General features: G+C 40.8%; 23 protein-coding genes and 1 pseudogene. 10 read left to right on the forward strand and 14 right to left on the reverse strand.

What is annotated here, in order from left to right:
• From H6H03_RS32290 to H6H03_RS32305, 4 genes and pseudogenes are all read left to right on the forward strand, one after another.
• Positions 1-240 (forward strand): annotated as a pseudogene (locus H6H03_RS32290) (ParM/StbA family protein); the annotation flags it as partial.
• Positions 237-701 (forward strand): hypothetical protein, encoded by a 465-nt coding sequence (locus H6H03_RS32295; protein ID WP_190959121.1) that lies wholly within the window; start codon positions 237-239, stop codon positions 699-701. The pseudogene H6H03_RS32290 and the gene H6H03_RS32295, both read left to right, overlap by 4 nt.
• A gap of 76 nt (positions 702-777) precedes the next feature.
• Positions 778-1440 carry a hypothetical protein gene (locus tag H6H03_RS32300; protein WP_190959122.1) on the forward strand — a complete coding sequence of 221 codons (663 nt, stop codon included), beginning with the start codon at positions 778-780 and terminating at the stop codon, positions 1438-1440.
• A gap of 82 nt (positions 1441-1522) precedes the next feature.
• Positions 1523-2191, forward strand: coding sequence for a hypothetical protein (locus H6H03_RS32305; protein WP_190959123.1), 669 nt, complete (start codon positions 1523-1525; stop codon positions 2189-2191).
• Between the two features lie 50 nt (positions 2192-2241).
• On the opposite strand, the gene H6H03_RS32310 is transcribed toward H6H03_RS32305, so the two are convergent.
• The 4 genes from H6H03_RS32310 to H6H03_RS32325 form a co-directional block, all read right to left on the reverse strand.
• A complete protein-coding gene (locus tag H6H03_RS32310) occupies positions 2242-3012 on the reverse strand; it encodes a CHRD domain-containing protein (protein ID WP_242065754.1) in 771 nt (256 codons plus the stop codon).
• Positions 3013-3241: 229 nt separating this feature from the next.
• The gene (gene rpsU, locus H6H03_RS32315) at positions 3242-3430 is read right to left on the reverse strand and encodes a 30S ribosomal protein S21 (protein WP_015115835.1); all 189 of its coding nucleotides are present in this window, start codon (positions 3428-3430) and stop codon (positions 3242-3244) included.
• Between the two features lie 71 nt (positions 3431-3501).
• The gene (locus tag H6H03_RS32320) at positions 3502-3813 is read right to left on the reverse strand and encodes an RNA recognition motif domain-containing protein (protein ID WP_190959124.1); all 312 of its coding nucleotides are present in this window, start codon (positions 3811-3813) and stop codon (positions 3502-3504) included.
• 400 nt (positions 3814-4213) lie between these two features.
• On the reverse strand, positions 4214-6349 hold the full coding sequence (locus tag H6H03_RS32325; protein ID WP_190959125.1) for an endonuclease: 2136 nt from the start codon (positions 6347-6349) through the stop codon (positions 4214-4216).
• 442 nt (positions 6350-6791) lie between these two features.
• On the opposite strand from H6H03_RS32325, the gene H6H03_RS32330 reads away from it, so the two are divergent.
• The 6 genes from H6H03_RS32330 (at position 6792) to H6H03_RS32355 (ending at position 12668) form a co-directional block, all read left to right on the forward strand.
• Positions 6792-7385 carry a ParA family protein gene (locus tag H6H03_RS32330; RefSeq protein ID WP_190959126.1) on the forward strand — a complete coding sequence of 198 codons (594 nt, stop codon included), beginning with the start codon at positions 6792-6794 and terminating at the stop codon, positions 7383-7385.
• A complete protein-coding gene (locus H6H03_RS32335) occupies positions 7382-7780 on the forward strand; it encodes a hypothetical protein (protein WP_190959127.1) in 399 nt (132 codons plus the stop codon). Before H6H03_RS32330 ends, H6H03_RS32335 begins: the two co-directional genes overlap by 4 nt.
• A gap of 316 nt (positions 7781-8096) precedes the next feature.
• The gene (locus H6H03_RS32340; RefSeq protein WP_190959128.1) at positions 8097-8387 is read left to right on the forward strand and encodes a DUF2281 domain-containing protein; all 291 of its coding nucleotides are present in this window, start codon (positions 8097-8099) and stop codon (positions 8385-8387) included.
• Positions 8387-8830 carry a type II toxin-antitoxin system VapC family toxin gene (locus H6H03_RS32345; RefSeq protein WP_190959129.1) on the forward strand — a complete coding sequence of 148 codons (444 nt, stop codon included), beginning with the start codon at positions 8387-8389 and terminating at the stop codon, positions 8828-8830. Before H6H03_RS32340 ends, H6H03_RS32345 begins: the two co-directional genes overlap by 1 nt.
• A 549-nt stretch (positions 8831-9379) precedes the next feature.
• A complete protein-coding gene (locus H6H03_RS32350) occupies positions 9380-10993 on the forward strand; it encodes a serine hydrolase domain-containing protein (RefSeq protein ID WP_190959130.1) in 1614 nt (537 codons plus the stop codon).
• Between the two features lie 118 nt (positions 10994-11111).
• Positions 11112-12668 (forward strand): mevalonate kinase family protein, encoded by a 1557-nt coding sequence (locus H6H03_RS32355; protein WP_313931978.1) that lies wholly within the window; start codon positions 11112-11114, stop codon positions 12666-12668.
• Here H6H03_RS32355 and H6H03_RS32365 read toward each other — a convergent pair.
• The 10 genes from H6H03_RS32365 to H6H03_RS32405 form a co-directional block, all read right to left on the reverse strand.
• The gene (locus tag H6H03_RS32365) at positions 12661-13653 is read right to left on the reverse strand and encodes a tyrosine-type recombinase/integrase (RefSeq protein WP_190959131.1); all 993 of its coding nucleotides are present in this window, start codon (positions 13651-13653) and stop codon (positions 12661-12663) included. The two genes, H6H03_RS32355 and H6H03_RS32365, sit on opposite strands and share 8 nt — an antisense overlap.
• Before the next feature lie 527 nt (positions 13654-14180).
• Complete coding sequence (locus H6H03_RS32370; protein ID WP_190959132.1) at positions 14181-18017, reverse strand: hypothetical protein; 3837 nt, start codon at positions 18015-18017, stop codon at positions 14181-14183.
• An 81-nt stretch (positions 18018-18098) separates the two neighbouring features.
• A complete protein-coding gene (locus H6H03_RS32375; RefSeq protein ID WP_242058093.1) occupies positions 18099-20099 on the reverse strand; it encodes a pentapeptide repeat-containing protein in 2001 nt (666 codons plus the stop codon).
• Positions 20100-20235: 136 nt separating this feature from the next.
• On the reverse strand, positions 20236-20679 hold the full coding sequence (locus tag H6H03_RS41575; protein WP_313931979.1) for a response regulator transcription factor: 444 nt from the start codon (positions 20677-20679) through the stop codon (positions 20236-20238).
• Positions 20680-20703: 24 nt separating this feature from the next.
• Positions 20704-20907 (reverse strand): response regulator transcription factor, encoded by a 204-nt coding sequence (locus H6H03_RS40745; protein WP_242058094.1) that lies wholly within the window; start codon positions 20905-20907, stop codon positions 20704-20706.
• 72 nt (positions 20908-20979) lie between these two features.
• On the reverse strand, positions 20980-21171 hold the full coding sequence (locus H6H03_RS32385) for a hypothetical protein (RefSeq protein WP_190959133.1): 192 nt from the start codon (positions 21169-21171) through the stop codon (positions 20980-20982).
• The gene (locus H6H03_RS32390) at positions 21132-22931 is read right to left on the reverse strand and encodes a hypothetical protein (protein WP_190959134.1); all 1800 of its coding nucleotides are present in this window, start codon (positions 22929-22931) and stop codon (positions 21132-21134) included. Before H6H03_RS32390 ends, H6H03_RS32385 begins: the two co-directional genes overlap by 40 nt.
• Positions 22928-23464, reverse strand: a complete 537-nt coding sequence (locus H6H03_RS32395) for a hypothetical protein (protein ID WP_190959135.1) — start codon at positions 23462-23464, stop codon at positions 22928-22930. Before H6H03_RS32395 ends, H6H03_RS32390 begins: the two co-directional genes overlap by 4 nt.
• A 21-nt stretch (positions 23465-23485) precedes the next feature.
• Entirely contained in the window at positions 23486-24202 is a 717-nt protein-coding gene (locus H6H03_RS32400; RefSeq protein WP_190959136.1) for a hypothetical protein, read from the reverse strand.
• Positions 24203-24213: 11 nt separating this feature from the next.
• Entirely contained in the window at positions 24214-24657 is a 444-nt protein-coding gene (locus H6H03_RS32405) for a hypothetical protein (RefSeq protein WP_190959137.1), read from the reverse strand.
• Between the last annotated feature and the right edge of the window lie 10 nt (positions 24658-24667).

The raw sequence follows: 24667 nt of genomic DNA on the forward strand, positions 1-24667 counted from the left end.
GCATGGGAACTCCAGAAAATAGATAAGTATAGCAGTGTTTACGAAAGAACTGGTGAATACATCCCCAAAGACGACAAATTGCCAATGATACCGATGGTTTGGGGTAGTGGTTTTATAACTCAGGTGCAAGAAACTTTTAATTTAGATTCAGAGCAAACGTATAGGTATAGTACCTCAGCGCGTTTGGTGGACTGCTTTGGGATGTTTGATTATTTATTGGGGATGGAGACAAGTCAATGAACCAAAGCAAAAAGAAACGCAAGTCTTTGAGTTTGCGGCTTCAGCCTTATGAGGGGGATGTTTTAGCGGAGGTGGTTGATTACTTAAACTCGTTGCCCAAGGATGAGGCACAGCGTAAGGTGGCTGATATCTTGGTGGCTGCTTTCTTGCCAGTGGCGCGGTATTCGAGCGGTAATTTTACGCCAGAGCAGATCCGTTTTGCTTGTTGGGAAGCGCAGGATTCATTGAATAAACACGGTAGTTATATGCGTTTGGCACTGTCGGTGGAACAACCGCAGTTTGTGCTGTCACAGCCTGCTTTGCCTGCACCAGTTGTAACGGTCAATGCCCCAAGTTACTTGAGTAATGCTTTAGAGTCGCCTGAGCTTGAGGGGGAAGCGGCTGATTCAATCAGACCAGCAACTCTAGTTCCGGGTCAGGCTTCATCGCAAGAATTGGATGCGATTTTTGGAGGAGATTGAGCGAAGAATATTTAGCTCTAGCCGCAGTTTACAATCATTCATAGCGTTCAAAAAACTATATTTTCAGATTGTCTGCATGAGCATTAATACCGATACACAGCAGTTATTAGTTAATAGTCAACCTATAAGGCCGACAGAGCCACTAGAATATCGTGCAATTGGTCGGCTCTGGGGGAGGTATGTTCCAAGTGAGGATCTTATTTATCAAGGTCAACTAATAACTGCTGACGGTGTAATGCTTGAGACAAACCTTGCAAAAAGAGCATCAATACTAGTTCAAAACGCTCGAATTGACTTATCACTTGAATACTTGTGGACTGCTTACCCAAGGACACTATTAGAAGATTCTCTGACCAAACTAAGGGTAAGTTTAATAAATGTTCGCACACCTAAAGAATATACCGACTCAGTAAAAGCCGAATTGCAATTGCTAGCTGATAACTTTTCTGTACAAGGAGTAGTTGTACATCAAGACTTGGAACAAGGGATAGTCGAAGTCAAAATTCACAGAAAACCTCGGAGTGATTTTGAGCCACCTAAAGATTTTCAACTAAGACTCCAAGGTTATTTACCGCCAAAATCAATTAAACAATTCTGGAATTTTTACGTGCGGCGAGTGGGGACTAGCTTGGTAATTCAATCAGGGGAGTGCATTAAATCTCCTCTTCGTGAGCAATTATCAACTTCAGATATCTCAACCAATACAGCCGAAGATACTAGTGAGCTAACTGAGAGCTAAACCGACAGAAAAAGTGTAGTTATTCTTTGTTAATTGCTGATTTAATCAACCTTTCAGAGTGCATTGCTGCCAAGAATTTATTATGCCTAAACGTAAATCCCCTAAAACGAATAGTTCAGCATCAAAAGAAGAAGCCACGCCAAATAAACCTGCTATTTTACGTGTCGTCAAACAGAATAATACTGCCACTGACGATAATAACTCTGCACAATCTGACTCAGTATCAACTGCATTACCAACGGAAAATCAGCCAGTTGAGGCGGAATTAGAAGTAAATAATAACTACGGTCAAAGCATTGAAGTTTCAGAACCAAACAGTAGCTCTGTCCTGGCTTCTGAGGCTGTGCCTCAAACAAGAGAAGCAGAGAATGAACAGTTGGATTTACCCCAAACTCAACAGACAGCAGCAGTTAATTTATCAGAATCAACTGCTTTTGCTGAAGGTAAATCTGATGAATATGGGCAATCAGAGATAGATTTAGACCAAGCCCAATCTAGGAAAAAACCGTCCTATAAAAAATTAGAGACAGCAACTAATAGTGAAGGGCAAACATTTAGTATTAAAGAAAAGATTGAAGTAAGTACCTGTAACTTTGGTGTACAAAGGGTTTTTATTATCTCCTTATATGAAGCGCCAGATGGAAGTATTTGGGCTTATTACCATCCTGACGATAAAACTACTAGACAACTATGGAAGCGGGGGTGCTGTCGGATTGAGTATTTGAGAAAGCTTTCAACGGGAGTTATGTAGCGAAATAGTGAAATAAAGAAATTGCTACATATAACTCCAGATAAATGATTTTATGCACGATGGAGTTGTCCGCGAATATCTCCGTAAAAAGTTTGTCCTTTTGTATGTAAGTTAAAGTAAAGTTCGCCTTTTTGGAGAATGTATTCCATACCTGCAATTGTTTTCACCTTATCTGATGTACCTGGAACAATTGGACATCCCACCGTAAATGCACCAACTATTCCATGTCCTGATTTACTGGTTTTTTCAATATGTGCATTGTTGATTTCTACTGAAAACACACCATCAGCAATATTTTCTTGAATATTACCAGCAACAGCAAAATCAACTAAGATCGGGCCAAGTTGATCAGGTCTACCACAATGAATGTGAAACATGACAACATCTTTAGGATTGACATTTTCAACTTTGACATCCACATAAGCTTTACTCAAGTCGTTCGTAAAGCGTATTACTCCATAACCGCGTGATTTGCGCTCATTTCTCAGCAAAGATGGTGCAGTAGACCGAAATTCTTTGGGGGTAATGGAGGGTGTGTCTTTCTCTTCGCCCGGTTCTTGCTGAGGACTTAAAAAAGCTTCATACACAAAACCAACTTTTGAGCGTCTATTCAGGTCAAAGTTAATAGATGTAGGTTGATCTGCGATATTTCCACTATTGGGGACGGAAGCTAAGGCGTTAGAGTTAATAGTTGTCTGGTTGATGTAAATAAACAGCCACAAAATAAAGGTTAGACAGGTGATGAGGACAAAAGTATTTCTTTTTTTCATAGTCGTTTGCTCTATGTAGAATGCAACTGGATAAAACTCGTCAAATGTCAAGTTCAATTCCAAACAACTATTATACTGAAACTTTTTGATACAGCAATGCTAAATACAGCAGATTCGCTCTTTATGAGGTACAAAATTAAAGTTTATTTGGGCCAATTCCTTTATAGCTTTGAAGCCAGTAAGAATTACCATTGCTTAAATTTTGCTTACTGCTGCTAAATTCCATAAAGAAAACCCTCATCAACACTATGAGGGCATTCGTTAAAATCTATGTCAGTTCTCAAGTGCGGAAACGTCTTTTACCCTGCTTTTGCAAGGCAAGTTTTTTGCGCTTGGATTTTTCAATAGGGGTTTCAAAGTGACGATGCTTTCTCATATCTTGAAAAATCCCCGCTTTGGATACTTCTCGCTTAAATCGGCGTAACGCTGACTCAAGATGTTCGTTTTCACCCACTATAATTTGGGTCATTCTCTCTCCTAGTAAATTGACTTCATCAATGTCCTAAAAATTTGCTCTCTCTTTCAATACGGTTTCAAATCTTAGTAGCGTCCGCGTCCACCACCGCCGCCACCATATCCGCCCCGGTTGCCACCAGAAGAACTTCTGTCTTCTCTGGGCTTGGCTTTATTAACTTTCAGGTCACGGCCCATCCACTCAGCACCATCAAGTCCTTCAATAGCAGCAGTTTCTTCGGCATCTGTTCCCATTTCCACGAAAGCGAAGCCTCGCGGACGACCTGTTTCCCGGTCTTGTGGTACTTGAACCCGCTTTACAGTACCATATTCAGCAAAAACACTTCTTATGTCATCTTCCGTAACTTGGTAAGAGAGGTTGCCTACATAAATTGACATCGATTTTCTCCAAAATTATCAGCGTGTAGAGATTTAAATTTCGGAGAGAAGCCTGTGAATACTAAAAACAAACACTGCCACCGAATTAACTCTCATTCTTAGGATGACATAGAAGGCAAATCTACGCATCCAGTAGATGGTTAATAGATGGTTAACCAGTATTGTGATGAGGTGGCGATCGCTCATGCAATCGTGAAACTTAGGTAATAAAGTATACTGCTTTTTATTTTGACTTGGCGAAAATACGATTTTTTGAAAATACATATTGGCAACAATTTAGATTGACGGAAATATAAATTGTTGCCAAAAAAACTTGTGAAGACTGTATTAACCAGTAGATCATTCTCCAAAGTTAGACAAAACGATGATTAGGGCTAGAGCCAAACTATTTTCATAGTAGCTACCCAAGGCCTAAGCGGAATTCAATTTTATCTGCCCATTCAGGGAAGTCGATAAGAGGATTGCGATTGCCCTGCTTTTTATAGATAGCCATATTTCGATGTTTTTCGTGTTCGTTGACAGGGTAATCTTGATGCCACTTCAGTAGAGTTTCCAAGCGTTGGGCTTCGTATTCATTACTCCTGTTGTCAATTTGCTCTGGGTATCGCAGTAAGAAATAAAGAGTTGCTCGCGCTACCTCTCCCTTCCCATTGCCTGGCTCAAATTTGTTGCCTTCAGACTTGCCACAGTTATTGCGGATTGTTTCTTCAACTTCAAAGTCAGGAAAGTCATAGAACGGGGTGTTGCCCCGGAAGCTGTTACAGGCTGGTTCGCAAGCAAACAAGTGGTGCAAGTCTCCCTTCATGGGTTCTCTTTTTTGAAACCAAGATTGAGGTACGACGTGTTCGCAGTTGTAGGGTAACTCTGCTTCCAACAGTTCGAGCTGCTCACTCAGTTGAAAAGTCCTACCAAGGGATTCAGAGCGTACTAACTCCTGTAACCTAGCAGTTCGCTCTTGCTCAATTTGTAAATCTTCCCGGATGATCTGCTCAGGCTCGAATTCCAACTGTGAATAGATGCTCCGAATTTTGAGATCGGGCTGTATGTCTACCCAAGGATAAAGATACACTCGTGGCTTGTAAGATAACAGCTTGGTATGAGTAGTACGGAGTAGATCCTTTAATTGCTTGAACAACTCCCGTGAATTCAGTGATGAAACTGTTTCAATTAGATTGCCATAATAATTAGCTTGCTCAGTGCGATCGGTAGCTTCATCATAGTAGGGAATTGTTCCGCGACGGGCTTGTTCTAGAATTTGTAGCTCTTTAGCCAGTTCCGGGTCACTTTCAATATCCCACTGGGTATCGTCTTGGCGGCTACTAGCTGTGGGCTTGGATGACAGGTTGTCAGGTTGAGGCACAGGAACAGAGGGCGTAGCTGCTTCTCCCAAACGCACGCTCAACAGAAGCGGAATTGTCCAAGTTACACTGCCATCACTAGCAAGGTTAGGCAAATTGGGACTAATTTTAGGTGTTTCTTCCTTAATTACTTCTGGGGGAAGTGGGAGCTTCTCGAACATCTCATCTCGCAGAGGGCGCTGTGTTAGAGATAGGTTGTGCTGTTTGACATACTTGACGATGCGGCTGATGCGAATGCCTTCATTGGCTTCCCAGGCCACTTTATCCTCTCCCAACTCCGGAGTCCACACTTGACCGTCGGTTGCTAAGATTCTGCCCTGCTCATCTTTTTTGGGAACACCTGAGTGGTGTAGCCCGACTACTTCCCACTGATCGTTGAAGACAGGAGATCCAGAAGACCCAGGTGCTGTATCTGTCTGATAGTGAAGGAAATCATCGAAGAGATCGACTAGCCGATTTTCCCGCAGTGCCAGCTGCTTCGGTTGCCCAGATGGGTGTTGAATGATGTTGACGTACTCTCCTAGAATCGCCTTGCCTTCCTCTTCTATCAAGCGATTCCAACCAAAAGTCCCTAGAAGAGGTTGTCCACTAGAACTATCTTTGACTGCCACTAAACTGAAATCAAGAAGTTTATCGGTAAGAAAGAAAGTGGCAGGATCGAGTTCATAGGTATAGGACTGGAGCATTTGCCCTCCCACACCGCTTTGGTAATTGAACTCTATCAGGCTAAAACCTGCTTGCCGGGCATCTGACAGGACATGGTTGTTAGTCAGTAGGAGGCGAGGAGAAACCATGAAGCCCGTGCCATAGCCAACAAGGCGGTTGCTATTATTGCGGATGAGAATGCGACCGATAGAACGGGAGACGCTCAACCCATACTCTAGGTAACTCACACTCATTAGGTCGTTTTGACCGAGAATGCGTTCTTGGACGAGACGATTGAAATTTTCTGGAGATAAAATTTTAACCCCAGTAACTTCAGGTTGGCTTTCCTCAACCATCGTTCTAACAGCCAGAGGATGGTTGGCAATTCGTTCGAGTCTCTTTCTGACTCGCTCTGGAGTATCTACATTAAGTAAATTCCCAGCTTCCATCTCACTCAGGTGTTGTTCACGCTCATGATGACGCTGTTTGTACCGTGCTGTGGTTTCTTGAATTAACTTATAGGTAATAGCCATAGGGAGCAAATGGGCTTTCAAGGAGTAAAAGTGGCTGTCTTAGGCTGTCTGTCTCTGTAGTTGACTAGGCAACTAGGGAGGTCGATACATTATGCCAAATGATTTTTTTGATACATATCCTGGAGTTGATAGAGATTTTTTCAAAAAATTAATAACTCTTGTAGTAGATAATACAAACGTTTTCCTGGTTTGAATTACCTATCTTATTGAAAGTTATAAAATTCAGGTGATAACGGCATCTAATACTTGAGTAAAAGTGTTTTTCAGTATAAGCAACTTGAACTGTTAGGGAATCGAACACTGACAGTTGCAACTTAGGAGATTTTAGATTTTTGACTTGGCGAAAATATAAAATTTCGCCAAGTTAACATTTTATAAATTAAGAAATACAAATTTTCGTTATTTTGAGGGTAAACTAGCAGCATTTATTGGAGTATATGGAGTGATTATCACCCTAGCTAGTTTCAAGGGTGGCGTAGCTAAAACGACAAGCGCCATTCATATTGCTTGCTTTTTATCTCAGAAGGGCAGCACTTTGTTGGTGGATGGCGACCCAAACCACAGTGCTACAGGATGGGCAAAGCGAGGAGCATTACCTTTTAAAGTTGTAGATTTATTACAAGCCCCTATGCACAGCCGTAATTTTGATCATGTGGTCATTGACACAGCAGCCCGACCCAGCCAGGAAGATTTAGAAGCACTCGCTGACGGGTGCAATCTATTAATCCTGCCTACTACTCCTGATGCTTTAGCGATGGATGCATTGTTACAGACTGTAGGCACTCTCAAATCATTGGGCAGCTCGCGCTATCGTGTATTGCTTACAATTATTCCTCCTGCCCCTCGCTTAACAGGACAGCAGGCACGGGAAGCATTGGAAGCAGAAGGAATACCACTATTTCAACATGGGATTAGACGATTTGCTGCTTATGAAAAAGCGGCACTGGAAGGTCTGCCAGTTTATCAAGTAAAAGACCGCAGCAGCAAAATAGCATGGCGCGAGTATCAAGAGGTGGGTAAGGAGATACTGTCATGAGCAAGCCTAGCCCTTTTAAAAAGTTATTTGAAACCAAAGAAGAACCACAAATTGAGCCAGAACAACCAAAAGAGGAAACTATAGAGAGTAACGTGATACAAACTCCAACACCACCCACACCAGTACCAACTCAAAATGAACCACGCAAACGTGGCAGACCTGCAACTGGAAAGCGGTCTGATGATTCTTGGATTGGGCGCACTTACTATGTGAAACGCTCAACAGATTTAGATGTAGAGGAAGAATTACTCAAACTCAAAAGACGTGGCGTAGAGATTGATAAAAGCGAATTGGTAGATTTTCTGATGGCTGTCTGGGTTAAATGGCAGCAAGGTGAAAATATAGATTTACTAATTGACGAATTTACGCCAAGGCGAAATTCTAAATTAGACTGACCTCTAGCTGACTGCCTGGAACTTAGTATGGCAGCAAGGTGAAAATATAAATTTACTAATTGATGAATTTACGCCAAGGCGAAATTCTAAATTAGACTAACCTCTAGCTGAATGCCTGGAACTTAGTATGGCAGCAAGGTGAAAATATAAATTTACTAATTGATGAATTTACGCCAAGGCGAAATTCTAAATTAGACTGACCCCTAGCTGAATGCCTGGAACTTAGTGTAGTAACGCTAAAAGAAACTATTGCAATAATGAAGAAGACAGATGCAGCGATGCGTGGATTTTCGCTCCAGTGGAGGATATACCTAATATGACTATCAAAGAACTGCTTCTCTTGGAAATCGAATCGACCCCAGATACCATTCTGGCTGAAACGCTAGACTTTATACGCTTTTTGAAAACGAAGTCAACTCAAACACAGCCTGTTTCTGAAGTTTCTCCTTCCGCCCCTCACACTACGGTAAATTCCACAGGTCGCTCACTGCTCGAACACTTAAAAACAATTGGTAAATGGTCAGGTGATGATTTAGAAGAATGTCTTTCTTTAGTTTATGCCACTCGCGGCAAAGCCAAATTTGATTACGAAAACCCTTTTGAATAATGTACCTGTTAGATACAAATCACTGTAGCCAAGCAATACTTGGTAATCCCAATGTGCTTAATCGCCTTGCGGAAGTGGAAAATTCTGTGATTACAACCTGTGCCATCGTTCAAGGCGAATTGATAGACATGGCAGAACGTTCTCAACGTAAAGAAAGTAACTTAGCTCTAATTCACCGTTTTCTAACGGGTATATACATTCATAATATTGATGGATTTACTGCCACTATCTACGGACAACTCAAAGCTGCTTTATTTAATCAATTTGCACCAAAAGATAAAAGCAAGCGGAGAAAAACAAAAATCACTGATCTAGGCTTTGATGAAAATGACCTTTGGATTGCGGCTTCTGCCTTACAACATGGTCTTATCGTTGTGTCAGCCGACAGTGACTTTCAGAGGATTCAACAAGTGAAAACATTATCCGTTGAATCTTGGTTGTAAACTCTATTTCTTATCCTCATCTGTGCTTGATCACTTTTAGCCAAAATTACTTCAGTAGCAGAAGGTTAGAATTTAACGAGATTTAACAATATAAAATGGCAGTAATACGAAAATATGAATTTTTCAATTGCCGAAATTTCGCCAATGCGAAATTATGAAAATAAAGTTTTACTGCATTAAGAAACGGAGCAATTAATTTCTTACCAAGAGTTGTCAAGAGCTAAGGAATAGTAAGGGTTTTATCGGGGTGCGACAGCATAACCTTCTTGCTCGGTCGGTACTTGGATAGATTTTTAATTATCTTAAAAATAAATTTAATAAGGATTTATATATGAAAAGTAATTTTACTGATAACTTCTTGTATCTTTTCCAAGATAAGAAAATTTTAACCATTGCTTAACCATATAAGATGAATAACCAAGCACTAAAAAGCGTCAGCATCGAAGTTGGTAAAGAAACTTACACAGGTGCTTACAAGTAAGAAAATGGCTTAATAATCGACGCTTCGTACAATAATAAGTAAATAAGTAATCTTTCAAGCTTTCAATAATGACACTCCCATCACCAAATAAAGTCGATGAATTATTTTCTGAATGGGATAAACCAGGCTCTCCTGGTTTTGCTTTAGCCATCATCAAAGATGGTAAGACTGTCTATAAGCGCGGCTATGGTATCGCTGACTTAGAACACAACGTAACGATTTCTCCGAATTCGGTCTTTGATATTGCCTCAACGTCCAAGCAGTTTACAGCGATGTGCATTGCTTTACTTGCAAGAAAGGGGGAACTTTCTTTAGATGACGAGATCCAAATCTACATTTCAGAGATACCCAGATATGAGTATCCCATTACTGTGCGGCATCTGATTCACCACACAAGCGGCATTCGTGATTACCTAACCCTCATGGGGTTGGCAGGAATGCGATGTGAGAATGAGTATCCTGAGAACGAAATCATTGGTTTAATAGCTCGTCAAAAAGAATTGAACTTCAAGCCAGGAGAGGAGCATTTGTACAGCAACTCAGGATATTTTCTTTTGGCAGAAATTGTAAAACGTGTCTCCGGAGAATCTCTTGCGGTTTTTTCTGATAAGCATATTTTCAGTCCGCTGGGGATGAAGACAACTCACTTTCACGATGATTTCACAAGGATTGTCAGGAATAGAGCGATTGGCTACTCTGTGAGGGACGAAAGTAGCTTTCGGATTGATATGTCTATTTTTGATGTCGTGGGTGACGGTGGTATCTATACCACAGTTGAGGATCTATGTATCTGGGATGAGAATTTTTACCAAAACAAATTAGGAGGATATGGGCAAGACCTGATCGAAGAAATCATTACACCTGGAAGATTGAATAGCGGCGAAGGGATAGATTATGCCTTTGGTTTAGTTATAGGGCATTACCGAGGATTAGAAACCATCAGCCACAGTGGTGGATGGATGGGTTACAGCTCACAGATGCTTCGATTCCCCAAACAGAGATTCTCTGTAATTTGCTTGTCAAATTTGGGCAGCGCTGAACCGCCAGAACTTGCCAGAAAAGTCGCAGATATCTACTTAGTTGATGACTTTACTGAGCAAAGCATAGAATCTGTAAGCCGCCAAACCCAAATAAGAGAAATTCCATCGGTTGATTTAGAGAGCAAGACTGGCTTTTATCAAAACCCAAAAACAGGAACCGTTTGGGAGTTATTGGTCAAGGATGGGAAATTAAGCGTGGAATTTGCTGGAATGAGCTTTACACTTGCTCCTGTGAGTTCAAATCATTTTGTAATAATGGATATTCCTTATAATGCCGATGTTGAATTTGAAGAGGCAGGTTTAGATGAACCCTCCCATCTTTACGTTTGTTGGGAGGGCAAAACACGGGACGTTTTCCAACGGCTAGACTTTGCTCCTCCTGATTCTGAACAGTTGATGGATTTTACAGGAGAGTATTATTGCAAAGAGTTAGATGTCACCTACAGAATCAGTATAGAAGACGGAGAGTTGCTGCTAAATCGAAGAAATTCTCTTCGAGAAACCCTCAAGCCAATTAACAAAGATTTACTGGAAGGTACGGACATCACTTTGCAGTTTGTCCGTGATGACTTTCATCAAGTTGCTGGATTCAATATGAGCGCAGGATATGGAAGTGTCAGAAACATTCAATTTGTGAAATAAAAAGACGCGCCCAACAATCTCGTTGCGGTTAAAACAGTGTGGGATTGAAACAGTAGCAATGGAATCATTGAAGTTAATCAGGATAGCATATACCCCGATTAACAATAGGAAACTGAAAATGAGAATTTTTGTGACGGGTCGTCTTTGTTTGTTCGGAGAACATAGCGATTGGGCAGGAGAATATCGGCGGATTAATCCTCAAATTGAAAAGGGCTATACCTTAATTGTTGGTACTAATCAAGGAATTTATGCCTCGGTCAAACCTAATTCAACTGAGTTAATTATTCGCCCTTCTCTTAATGATGGAAGGCATTATGAACCGCTCAGATTACCTATGGAATCTAACACCCTTTTATGCGTAGCCCAAAAGGGCGGTTTTTTTAGTTATGCTGCTGGTACAGCTTATCAATTTCTTACTCGTTATGGTGTAGGCGGACTTGAGGTTGATAATTATCTAACCGACTTACCCATCCAAAAGGGATTATCTTCAAGTGCTGCCTTTTGCGTTCTCATTGCAAGGGCATTTAATCATCTGTACGACTTGAAGATGACAATTCGAGAAGAAATGGAGTTGGCATACCTCGGAGAAAGAACCACTCCTAGTCTTTGTGGTCGTATGGATCAGGCTTGTGCTTATGGAAATCGCCCAATCTTGATGATATTTGATGGTGAACAAATCGACATAAGGGAGCTTACAGTTAGCAAAGATTTGTTTTTTGTAATTGTGGATCTCGGTGGCAGCAAAGACACACAAGAGATTCTCAGACGATTGAATGAGTGTTATCCAATAGCTACTAATCCAATAGGGCAAAATGTACAAAAATACTTGGGTTCTATTAGCGCGGAAATTACCCAGGCGGCCGTTGAAGCCATACAGCTTGGAGATGCCCAACTTCTTGGGGCTTTAATGACAAAAGCCCAAGCTGAATTTGATCAGTACGTAGTACCGGCTTGTCCAGAAGAATTAACTGCAAAGAAGCTGCATCTCCTTCTTAATCACGAGCCTCTGAGTCCTTATATCTTTGGAGGAAAAGGCGTTGGTTCTCAGGGTGATGGTACTGCACAACTGATTGTTAACGACAAAGAAAGTCAAACAAAAGCTATCGAAATTATTCAGCGCGATTTTCCGCAAATGCAAGCGTTTAAAGATAGCCAAATCCTCAAAACCGTTAACCCGGAAGTGATACAGACACATTTGCAAGCAACAGGCTGGCAGGAGACAGGGCGTATATATAACGATGCTGGGGCAATTTGGCGACTAAAAAAAGATGCAGATCCTGAATATGAAATTTTGTTACCTCTCCAACATGATTTAGGAGATTACGCCGAAAGAATCAGCGACATATTAAAAACATTATCTGCGGTAGAAAATCGTTCACAAGTTGATATTTTAAGCGAATTTATTACCAATTATCCCAACTTCACGGTTCTTGGTGTAGTCATGCAAATTGCTACTCCATCAATTGATAAATTGAGTGGAGAAATTACTTTACTAGGAGCAATTTTTGAGAGATTACAAGAGATTAAAACCTCACTGGCTGACCATGATTATATCTTAGCGATTAAAGCTTATCAGGAACGTTTACCAATTCACTGCACAGGTGATTTAGTCAAAGTAGACAATCATTTTATTCTGAGAAATCCTCAGAATTTTCAAATTGACATTCCTAAATAAGTTCTGATATCGAGTCGCTCATCTGCTTTTGCAAACGCTGGCGGTTATCATCATATTTCAATACCGTCTGCACTTGGGCGTGTCTGCTGAAACGTTGAGTAGCCCGGTAGTTGCCATTATTAAGATCCAAAACTGTAGTAATCGCACTATGGCGGACACGATGCGGTGACATCTTCTTAGTAATTCCGGCTTCCTTGCAAAGCCCATCCACCAATCGCCTGATTGCTTCCCCTGTTAATCTCGCGCCATTTTTGTGATAAGCCAGCACTGTAAAAAGCGGGTCATCGCCACGTTTTTTCTTAGAAGCTTTTATCCAACCGGCGATCGCCATTGCAGTTTTGTCTGATAAATCAAGAATATCCTTCTGGCTACCCTTGCCCTTACCCAGAATAAAAAGCGTTTTCTCCTTGGGGTTAAAATCACTTACATTTAAGTTGACTATCTCATTACGGCGCAAGCCATTATCCCAAAGTAACCGCAGAATGGCATAGTCACGCTTGCCCTTCAAAGTATTCTGGTCAACCAGGGCGATTACCTTAGCATAGTCACTAGCGGAAATACCTGTAGTGTCCCGGTAGGTTTCGACCCTTTCACCTTTGACATCATCTAAAGAGAAGTTGCAGACCCCCAGCCGTCGCCCCATCTCTACCATTGACTTGATAGCACTAAGACGACGGTTCACCGTAGCTTCAGCCAGTTTCTTTTTGATGAGATGTGCCTTGTACTTGAGAACCACAGCGACAGCGTGACGCTGTTCCAGGTGAAGAAACTCTAACACTAAATCCCGGCTGGGTTCTTTTTTGGCGACAAACAGAAAGAAATCTTTCAGGTCTTTCTGGTATTCGCGCTTGGTATTCAGAGATCGCTTATCCCCAATCAACTGCTGAATTACATCAGGGTCATTCTCTAGCGAGAAATCAGAGCCGATCGCTAAGGCGAGTGAGTTTTCTAAGACACTAAGATTTTCAGGGTGAATGGGTGTCATTGGTGATAGCGCCGCAGAGATTTGGGAAGTTGAATACTCTTGCTCTATCTTAGTTGAAGAGAGGTGTTTATTACTCTAAGTGGTGTGAAAAACTATATTGTCGCACTATGTCTCAGCAAGGTGGGGGGAGGGGTTTGAAAAGTAATTGTCAGATGATTTACAGTGAGGGAGGGCGATGAGGCGAAATTTTCTGCGATAAAAGTGTAAGGATTGACGAGTCAGTACGTGATTTGACGGTCAACGAACACCACTATCCATCTAGAGGGGGTTAGGGTGTAAGAGTGTGTGTTGAGCAGAGGTAGGGATTTCAACAGTTGATAGCAATATTGCTATCAAAACTGTCTGTACTGGCTTATGTAACGCCGTTTGCTAAATTGTGACTATCAAACTCGTGATATCAATTTTGAGAAGCAGGTCTTAGTGGCAGCCTCACTAGCTCTGCTACTGAATTTGCGAAAGAAGGAAATGCGAAAATTCAAGCAATCTTAATACTAATTTTTAATGTGTCGTTATTAACTAATTTACGCCTAACTATTTTCAAAAAAGTTATAAGCTTGAGTAATATTGTGACCATCAAATATATAGACAGTTATAAGCTCATGAATACTAGGACTACGAGAATGACCATTCACCAGCAATTTTCTTTGATATCCAATTAAAACGAGAGCTAATGAAGAAGTTTGAAGAAATTTTTTAATATAATCCGTTTTAATTAAAACACCAGAATTGCTCTCTGTAGATATTTCAGTAATTTGGATAGTATTTGACTCATCTAACCAACTAGATTGCCCATCCCACGTAAAGTTGCTAAAATTAACTAAATCTGGTGCAGGAACATTAAAATTGGGAACATATTCATCTTCACCTTGAGTACAATCATATTCCCATTCATTACCTCTTAGAAGGCTAATCGCTGTAAAGTGAGCATTTTCTGTACCTAAAAGTTCATCTTCTAAAGATAGCTCTCCAGTTTCTAAACGCTGCGTCCAGGACAGTGTATTGGGGTACTCTGCCATTAATAGTCTATAGTCATGTGGAATGTCTAAATCAGCAAAAAAATGAGTAATAGACAATTGTTCTTTAATGCTCTCAATATCAGAATAAGGTATAAAAGCTGTTCTGATACCAGTTTCTAAATTCCGATAAGGATACAGTGTACTAGAAATAGTTTTCTTTAATGAAGAATTAAGCCAGAGATGGAGCCATTGTTCTTCTTGATTATCAGTAATGTTTACTATCTGTTCCAGAGCAGGAAAATCTTGTAATGCTATCCATTCTTCATGACTAGAATTGAAAGCTATATTAAAATTATAATCAACAGGTTGATACCACTCTGTATTGATTTCTCCCTTAGAATAAAAAGCCCTTAAATCAGTTGGGTCTATATCTCGTAAGTCTATCCCTTGTAGTCTGGGGAAAGAAGTTTCATTTTCCCAAGATTCTATCTTTCTCGGTAAATGATCTGCCAAAATTCCTGCTAAACGGTGTAATAAAATCCAATAATATTTTTTCCCAAGCCGTTCAGCCCAAGTTGGCCGTCCTCTTCCTCCGCCATATTTCCCTAAAAGATAGCGATCATAGTTGTAGCATTTTTCATTAAAGCCTGGATACCCTAACTCAGAAACACTTTTAATAAACCAGCGATGAATTTGCTTTTGATTTATGCCTGTGGCATCTAGATCATAGTGTCTAAGAACTTTAGGTCTTAAGACATACTTAGCAAAATCAGTTTCTCCAAATCCACCTGGAAATTCATCAAGATTCATATTTCTTCCAAAAGCATCTTGCTCTACTAAATGAGCAATCTCTTCTTCTAAAGGAATCTGAATAGGTTGACTATTGTAGGGTGGTCTACACTTATTGATACTAATAGTATCATTCAAAAGATGACGACTATAAGCTAGTTCAATAATTAATCTTAGCCAGTCACGAATAAGAGCATTTTCAGAAATATTATCTGTCTCAAAAATCTGAGTATAAATTGTGTTGGCCACATCCTGAATTAAATTGTTATCATTGGCAAGTAAGATTGAGCTATAAGCAGCTAGACTCACTCTTTCTAAGACATAATCATCATCAATATCAATAAATCGAAGTAGAGTAATGTTAATAATGCTAGGCTGACTAATAAAAAGTCTGGTTAACCCTTTAGTTGCTCTATCTCTTACTCGTCTATCTGAAGCAGCACAACACCAACTTAAGAATAATGCCCATAAACAACTAGTTTCTTCACTAAATGAAGATAAATCTGCTTTGATTGACCACTCAATTAAACGCCAAGCTCCTCCTTTATTCTCAAAATCTTCGTGAAGCAAAGCACACCAAAACGGATCTCTAGTTGTTAAATCCTGTTGATTTAGTAAGTCATCAATAAATTCCGCATTAAGAGGATGATTTGGAATTATAGCAATTCCAAAAAGAGAATTTAAAATTGTTGCACAACAAATAGAATTAGATAACCCTTCAAAAACTAAATCCTGAGCTTTTTCAGAAAAACTTTCAATAGCACGCCATTGGAATCCCGAACTAATAATTGGTAATAAAAATTTATACCGATCTAGATTACTAATAATGTCACTTAGTTCGATTTGAAATTTTTCAGGTAAGATAATTGAGAAAGCTTCAAGCAAACCTTGATGTTGAGTGAAAACTTCATTGTCAGAATAAGAAGCAACAATATCGCTCAATTGGTAAAATTCAATTCCTTCTAATAAGAATAAAGCAATTAAAAAGTCTGCTACACGTTCAAATGTAAAGCGACAAAACCATTGTTTTGGTGCAAGAGGTCTACTTCTATGTTCAATCAGAGCAATTAGCCCTTCCTTTTCTAATTGAATAAATAGAGAACGTTCACTATCATCAACGTAAAATATTCGATGAACAGTTTCCTCAGCTGCCTCTCTTGAAAGGAGTCGAGTTTTTTCTTCAGCCATTTTTTTAGCTAAAGCATTAACAGCTTCAGTCACCTTGTCATTTCTTCCATCATAACGACACACTTTAGCTATTCGCTTATTTTTTTCTTCGAGTAATAAACGTAAAACATCAGTAAATCCAAGAGTGCCTAGAGGTATCGATCTAGATTCTAGGCTTTGTATAGCTTGGCATACTAAATGTAAAAATAGAGGATTGGTAAACTCTGATTGTAATAATGGAGTAGTTGGTGGTTCTAACTTATAAAATTCAAAAAATTGCTTAATTGCATAAAACTCACATCCAAAGAAACCATTATGCTCAAACTCAACCCATTGATTTCTATCATCAAATACTTCATCCAAATAAGTATCACGGCATGAAACACATAATTTTAAACGTGAAAAATGAGTAATTTGTTGGCATAAAGGAGCCAGCCAAGATGTCTTCCATCTTTGCATCTCTGGCGATTCGTTAAGTGCATCAATATAAATTATTGCGGGTTTTCCAGTTGTTTCTGCTGCCGAATCAATCATCCCCCAAAGTTCATCCCTGGTAACATTACTAGATAGCCCCAGTTTATTAACAATAATTTTCCAGGGTTCATCTCCAGTAAAATCTTCACCGTAAAATACTAAACACATCTGTCCAGTTTTACTACTATGTAGAGCATGGTCTACAATAGCATGAGTTTTCCCTACTCCAGCACAGCCACGAAGTAGCATAAATTGGCTTTTAGGTAGGAGAAATTCTGGGCTATTTACCCATTCAGCAATTGTATGTAAACATTTTAATAAATCACGAGATGTATCTAACTTTGCAGCAGGGAACTCACATTGATACTCAGCCTGAAACTGTCTAAATTGGGGAGTATCTGCATTTTGACCATGTTCTTCTAGAAGTACATTCAGAAATATTTCTTCTATTCTTATTATGTTTTCTATTAAACTACTAACTTGTAAGCTTACAGTCTGTACATTAGTAGAGGGTAGAGGGTCAACAGCTTCATTTAAAATAGAATTAAGTAAAACAATATGTTCTGTAATATTTTGGATTATCTGATGGCTATTTTTATGTAATTCATCCGCATTACTAACATGAATATTCCATTTTTGAATATTCTCATTTAACTCTTTTAAATACCTTTTAGTTTTTTCTGTCCAAGTATCTTGATGGGTAAAAGCTTCTAAGGCACTAAACGCGGGAACGTTTACTGAAAGTTCTGGCGAATATCGTTTACCTGCTTGAGCTTTAGCATCATTTAATCGTTTCTGAAGCCAATCATTTGTCATCGGTTGAGCAGGGTTGCCCACTGGTGTTGTTGTCTGCCCACCTAGAATATTAAAAATATTTTGAAAAACGTTACCTTGAATATAGTCGCCTTCAATCCGTTCGTTATAATTACCTCCTCCAGTATTAATATTGCGGTTTTCAGGCGGTTTCGGCTCTTCCATATTTTTGCATGAGCTAAATTTTCAGCCTAGAAGCTGCGGGTTGGTAAACTATGAACTTAGAAGTATGTTAGTTCAGTTTCCTTAATCTTCTGCATCTACTTCCTGCCAGCCTTTGATAGCACCAACAATAAAAGCACCTGCTGGGTTATCAATAGCTTTCTCAAAAGCAGCTAAACCACCTTCCTTAACAGCATTTATTACTCGTTTTTTCAAGGTTGGATTGTTTTCAATTCGATTGATGGCTTCTGCTGCTACTACCATTTGTTGTGATGTAGTAGTGGTTGGGTAAGTTTGCTCTAATTGTTTTAGTAATAGTTGAATCTCAGCAGCAGCTTCAGCAAGACTTTGGGGTTGTCCGGCAGCGTAGTAATTACCTTGAACATAGTTACCTTGAATGCGCTCGTTATAGTTGCCGCCACCTGTGTTGATATTGCGATTTCCAGTCACGATAGTATCTCCTTGATTTTGATAAGTTTGAGCATAAAAACTAGGGCGTTCTAACGCCGTCATCACCATAGTTTCTAAACTACGAATTCTGCTATCTTTTTCGGCTAATAATAATTGTATTTCTCGTTCTGGCAGTTCTTTTAGTTGATTATAAGTGCTGAAATATTCTGCACTCAGTTCTGATTTGTTTGCAGAATCTGCTGTTTTAGCACGAAGCAAAAACTTATCTTCACCTCGTTTTTCCATCGCTACGATTTCTAATTCAGCATCAGGGTGATTCTCTGCTAACTGTTTGAATGAAATTGCGATCGCACGTGGGTCAACTCCTTGGTTATGATAAAGGTCGAGAGTATCAACAATGGGTTTAATAAAATCACCAAACTCCCCATCTGCAAATACTTCTTTATTGTTGTCAGGCTTGCGTAGGGGGTCTGGGTTGTCTTTAGTGGGTAGTCGCATGAAAACATACTCACACCTAACTCCATCAAATTTGGTATCACTGGTAATGCCCCAGTCCTCAATATATGCCCCAGTCAGAGTTGCACCCGTGAAGTCTGTTGTATCTAGTTGAGCCTTTACCAGCTTGGCTCTTGATAAATCAGCATCTTGTAAGTTAGCTTCACTTAAATCTGCACCAATAAAACTGGCATCTGTGAGAATAGCTTTTTGTAAATTGACACCGTGCAAATCTTGACGGTCAAAGTTCTTATCTTGCCCCAGTCCTGTAGTTACCAATTGGCGTAACTGGGCATTCTGAAGATAAGTGTTCCCAGGACGAACACGATTGAGTAGTTTGGTGTTGGAAAAACAAGTCCGAATAAGCATGGCATTTCTTAAATCTGTGCTTTTGAGTGTGGCTCCGGTAAACTTAGCATCGGTTAGGTCAGCGTTGCGAAAGTTTGTACCACCGATAGCTGCAAAGGCAATAGCCATGTTGCGAATCAAGGAGTATTTTTCATCTCCTTTCATCGCTCGCCAAGCAATGTAGGCACTGAGTAAAACTTCGGGGAAGGCGACGGCGACGGCGAAGGCGACGGCGAAGCCTCCGGCGATGGCTCCGACGAAGGCGAAGGCGACAGCGAAGGCGATGGCGATGGCGATGGCGAAGGTGCCGGCGATGGTGCCGGCGAAGGCGACGGCGACGGCGACGGCGATGGTGAAGGCTCCGGCGAAGGCGATGGCGAAGGCTCCGGCGAAGCCTCCAGCGAAGAATCCGGTTCCGCCGAAGGCTCCGGCCATGGTGACGGCTATGACGACGGGGATAGCTGTATTTAATCCTTGACGAATTATAACGATGCCCACAACAATTACTACTATTAAGGCAGTCCAGCCTCCAACCTGAGTTTCCAGAATAGAAATATCAAATATGAAAACCATTAAATATCCAATCAAAGCTGATAAAAATCCAGAAACTCCAGACAGCAACCACGAAACACAAACTAGAAAAATAGCCCAACGCCTTTGCAGTCCAGCAGTAGCATGGCTGAAGTTTGCACCCTTCAGATTAGCACCAGTAAAATCTGCGCTCCGAATATCTGCGCCACTAAAATTTGCTCCCTCAAGGTTTTGACCCTTAAATGAGCATCCTCGGAGATTTTGATCAGAGAAGTCTTTGGGCATGGTTGGGTGCAGCATCCAATTTTGTTTTTTGGATACAGATATACCACGATAAATTCCGTAATTACAACGCTTTAAAGCACATTAATTTTGGCAATACCAGTTTTTATACTTCAATTCCCGACTTAATTCTTTCCCTCTCCTCACCAATACATCATTCATTCACAATCAAGCTATAGTCGATATAACCAAGCATCGCCCTTCTTTTTATCGCATCATAACGATTTTTTACGCCCCATTTACTATATAAATCACTGGCATAGCATTTGACTGTACTAACTAAGAGAAACATTTCTTTGGCAATATCTTGAAAAACTAAACCCTGAGCCAGTAAACGCAGGACTTGTATTTGGCACTCGGTGGGAGAGTCAAGCAAGTTTTTGTCAACGAATTTGGGGTCAATATATCTGTTGTGATAAAGATTTTCTAATAATTTTTTAGCCAACTTAGGGTCGAGCAGGCATTCATCAAAGTAAGCTCTCTTGATGGCTAGTTCAATCAATTCTATATCAGCACTCTTGAGCATATAAGAATCAGCCCAATGACGGAAAGCCGAGTTAATAAAGTCTGAATGAGTCTGATTAGGAAAAATCACCACTTTACTATTAGCTTCTCTTTTAATTTAACGAGTAAGTTCTAAACCACTCATATCGGGCAATAGTAAATCGACTAACACAACATCAGGATTTACTTGTTCAATTAACTGAAAACCTATCTTTCCACTGGTGGCTGACCCTGTAACTTCTATATCAGGAGACTTTTCAATAGCTCCTTTAATGCCTAAGAGCGTGAATGTTTCTGGTTCAACAATTACTATTCTCAGCATGATGTTGATAATCTTCTAATAATAAATGGCTGTTTATTCGGGTATTTATTATTGGTGTCTAGCGGACACGTATTAGACACTTGGTGTCTGGGCGGTGTCTGGGGTGGTGTCTGCTGGTGTCTCGGCTGTATAAGGGTTTCGGGCTTTAGTGTCTGTGGTGTCCGGTGTCCAGTGTCCGCAAAAAAAGGGCGTTTTTGGGGCTAGACACCAGCCACCAATCGCCGTCAAATTTGATTGAGCTTGATAACTCCCTCGCCTATCCATTCTGCTAAATCAGCCCCAACAATTTCGTACATCCAGCCCTTGATTTGCTCAACAGTAAATCTCTCACCGTTCACTTTAAAATTGCCTTTGAACTCTCTTACATCAGCTTCTATTCGCTCAGTCCTGGTGAGATATTCATACAATTTTTGCGCCTGGGGTGATAGCTGATTCTTTTTATTTTGAGTATCACCACTCTTGCCACCGATATTAAATTCCAGTTCATAAATGCGTTCCCAAGTGGCTTTATCTATGGGCGGAATTGAGTTAGATACTGGTGTTGCAGTGTCACTAAAATCAGATATTTTGGCTGTCATAGTCGGCAGATTAACATCAAGCCATTCGTTAGAACTATCGAGTTTTACCTTGGCTTTACCCGTAGATTTGGGCTGTAGTGTGACAGGATCTACTTCTGCTAAACATTCAACTTGGAGCATTTTAGAAACAAGATTATGTAATCCCTTGATGCCAAATAAACACGTCTGGGTGTTGTTGTGAGCTACCACAGTAATAGGCATCTCCTGTTTTCTGGATTTGGTTAACGCCAGCTTGCCGAACTTTGAAAGTAATTCTTCATCCTTAATAAAATCGCTGTAGGTAGTGACTTCTTCACAAATCAGAGCGGTTGCTTTACCATCAGCCCATAGCTTTTGTCGCCATTGGTCTTCACTCAAGTTGGAGTTATTGAAGGTAAAAAGTCGGCTTTCTATTTCCTCAACATAAGCGCGGATCTGTGCTTCAATATCTGACCATGAGTGATAGCTTTCTAGCCCTTTCCATTCGGCGCGGTTGCTGTCAGGGTCAAGCACAATCACCCTGTAACCTGCCTCTTTCTTCTTTAATGCGACGTAACGGGCTAACCACGACTTACCACCCCCTTGGTTGCCCCAGATGAGGGCAGTTTGTTTGATTAAATTCTGTACCCACGCCGTTTTATTCTCCTGTGGAGCGATCGCCGGCTGTTCTCCCCCAGTTACTTTATCGTTGGGGTCAATCGTCCCCTGTAAAGTCTGGCTACCTTGTAAGTAAGGCGTTTTCGTGTCGCGCAGATGCTTAATGTACTCTGCCTTCTGTTCTTCGCTCATCCCCGCCGTTTGCGCTTCAAAAATAGCGTCAGATGCCTCCATCTGGGTAACTTCAATTTCAGTGTTGGCGTAAATCTCTGCTTTTTGGATGTCAACAGTGCGATCGCCGGCGATTAAATCCAAATCGGCTTGTAACTCTACTTCTTTAATAGCAACGTCTTTGTAACTGTCCAGTAGCTCTGAACGTGCTGCCATTTCTGCTTTTGCAGCATCCCGTTTTTGGGCAATGTCAACAAAAACTGCTCTCTGCTTCTCTTCATCCTGGCAATGGCGCAACATCCACCCAGCTAGCGCAAACCCCAGGAATCCCCCAAACGCCCAAAACGGTTTATATGGATTAGTTGCTTTCACCAGCCCGTTTACTCCGGTTGCTGGGTCACGCACAATCTGAGTGGGCATTCCATCATTCTGCCACTGTTGCCAATAGAAGGGGGTCATTCTGAAAGGTCGGTTATTCTTGTCCTGACACACCAATGTTTTTAAAGGGGTTTTGATGCAGAAGTAAATGCGGTCGCTGCTCGTTCCCTGCCATGCCATCGCAGCCGAGCTAATTCCTACAGTCAGACTCAGCCCAATTGCAACAGCTTTCTTGTCCATTGGCAACTGACCAAACCACAACATTAAACCCGATTGTTGTGACTCTTCTAACTCTTTATGTTTCTCGGTTAAATAATTCATTTATTCTTACCACCACCAAATAGAAAAAACATTAAGATCACTAGAAATATGGCCACTCCTGCACCATCTATCCAACTTGAAGATTCAGCGGTTTTTGGTTTATAAACCGACTCAATAGAAGTCTTAACTGTACTAGTAGAAGTTCTCGATTCATTCCACTCACTAATGGGTTCATAGAGCGCACACAAGAGAGCTAGTGATGCACTGCAACCAGTCATTAAATTAGTGACAAATTTGTTGAATCCTTCACCCGTTGCAGTGGCAGTAAAATACAGGTGTGCAGTACCCACAGCTAAGAACATTCCAACTGGGTGAACTTGCAATAAATGAAAGGTGAAAATTACTGCACTGTTTAAACAACTGCCAGCGACAATTTCACAAGCATTACCAGCGCGTCTAAATGTTCTAGCTCTGTTATTTTCTGGAAGTGGTTGTGGTTGTTCTGGTTGCTGTTGTTGTGATTTCTGGGCCAGCCCTTCATGCAAGAAAGGGCTGACGCTATGAGGATCTTCATTTCGTTTCCTTACTAGCATCAGCCTTACCTAATTAATTGATTATCTGTCGCCTAGTTTCTGCCACAAGTTACCCAACATTGCACCCCAACCGCGAACTGTTCCGGTTGCAGAAACACTAGAAGATGGTGCAGAAGTTTGGCTAGTAACTGGTATCACTTCTTGGGGGGCTTGATTCGGTTCTAATGCTCTTGAGCCAAACCTTGCACGGGCTAAAAGTTGTTGTCGTTTCTCTCTTAATCCCGTAGTAATTGCTTGCCTTTCAGCTTGCACAGTTTGCTTATTTTCTATGCTGCTGATTTTATTTTCATGCCGCCACAATTCAGCTTGTAAATCATTGTGTAATTGGGCTGCAATTTCGGTTAAACCGTGCTTCCGTTTTTGGTCAATTCGCAGGAGGTCTGCTCTATCTTGGGCATCTATTTTACTCATCTCCGAATCGAACTCGGAGTTTAGTTTGCGAATTTTGGCGATAGCACCCGCAACATGAGAGCCGTATTGTTTACGAAGTTCTGTCCAAGTAACCTGACCTTTTGTTAGCTTCTCCATCGCCTCAAAGACAACCTTGGCATTGTCCAGAAATGGCTCTAATCGGTCACTTAATTCTTGGGCATTATTCGCATAATCAGCGAATTGTTCGAGCTTATTTATATCCGAAAGATAGCCCAGAATATCAGACTCAAATCCTCCCCAAGATTGTGCTTTCTCATCAATGTGGCTTGCATGACCAAGTACCGGATTGCGTATTGCAAAGTCCATTGCTGACACTCCTAATAAGGTATGTAGTCGTAGTTGATATCACTCGACTCTTGGGGCACTTCATCCCAGTAACCCATCTCTTCAAATCGGTTATAAATTCTCGTTGCCAGTTGCCTTACGGGGTCGTCAAAATCTTCAGAAATTAAATCAAATCTGTTGGAGCCAAACGCCAAGATATTTGCAATGTCCGCGTCAATCCCATTACCCAAGAATTGACCAAATGCAGCAGAGTATGGATGGTCATCAATGGTTGAATGAGTTGCTAAGAATTCGGTTCCGGTGAAAGGTGGGTAATCTTCAATCTCTTCTAATGGTGTGTCAAGTGCCTCGATATCCGCCTCAATCATTGCCGCCCACTGTTCAGGATTTTCGGTTTTGATTTGCTGTAGTCTAAGGGCAGAGTCGGTCAGGGGTGATTTGCCCCAATCGTTGGGATTTTTGTAGTCAAGTGTCATGCTGTAAGAT

The sequence above is a fragment of the Nostoc paludosum FACHB-159 genome (assembly GCF_014698835.1).
GTDB classification, from domain to species: domain Bacteria; phylum Cyanobacteriota; class Cyanobacteriia; order Cyanobacteriales; family Nostocaceae; genus Nostoc; species Nostoc paludosum.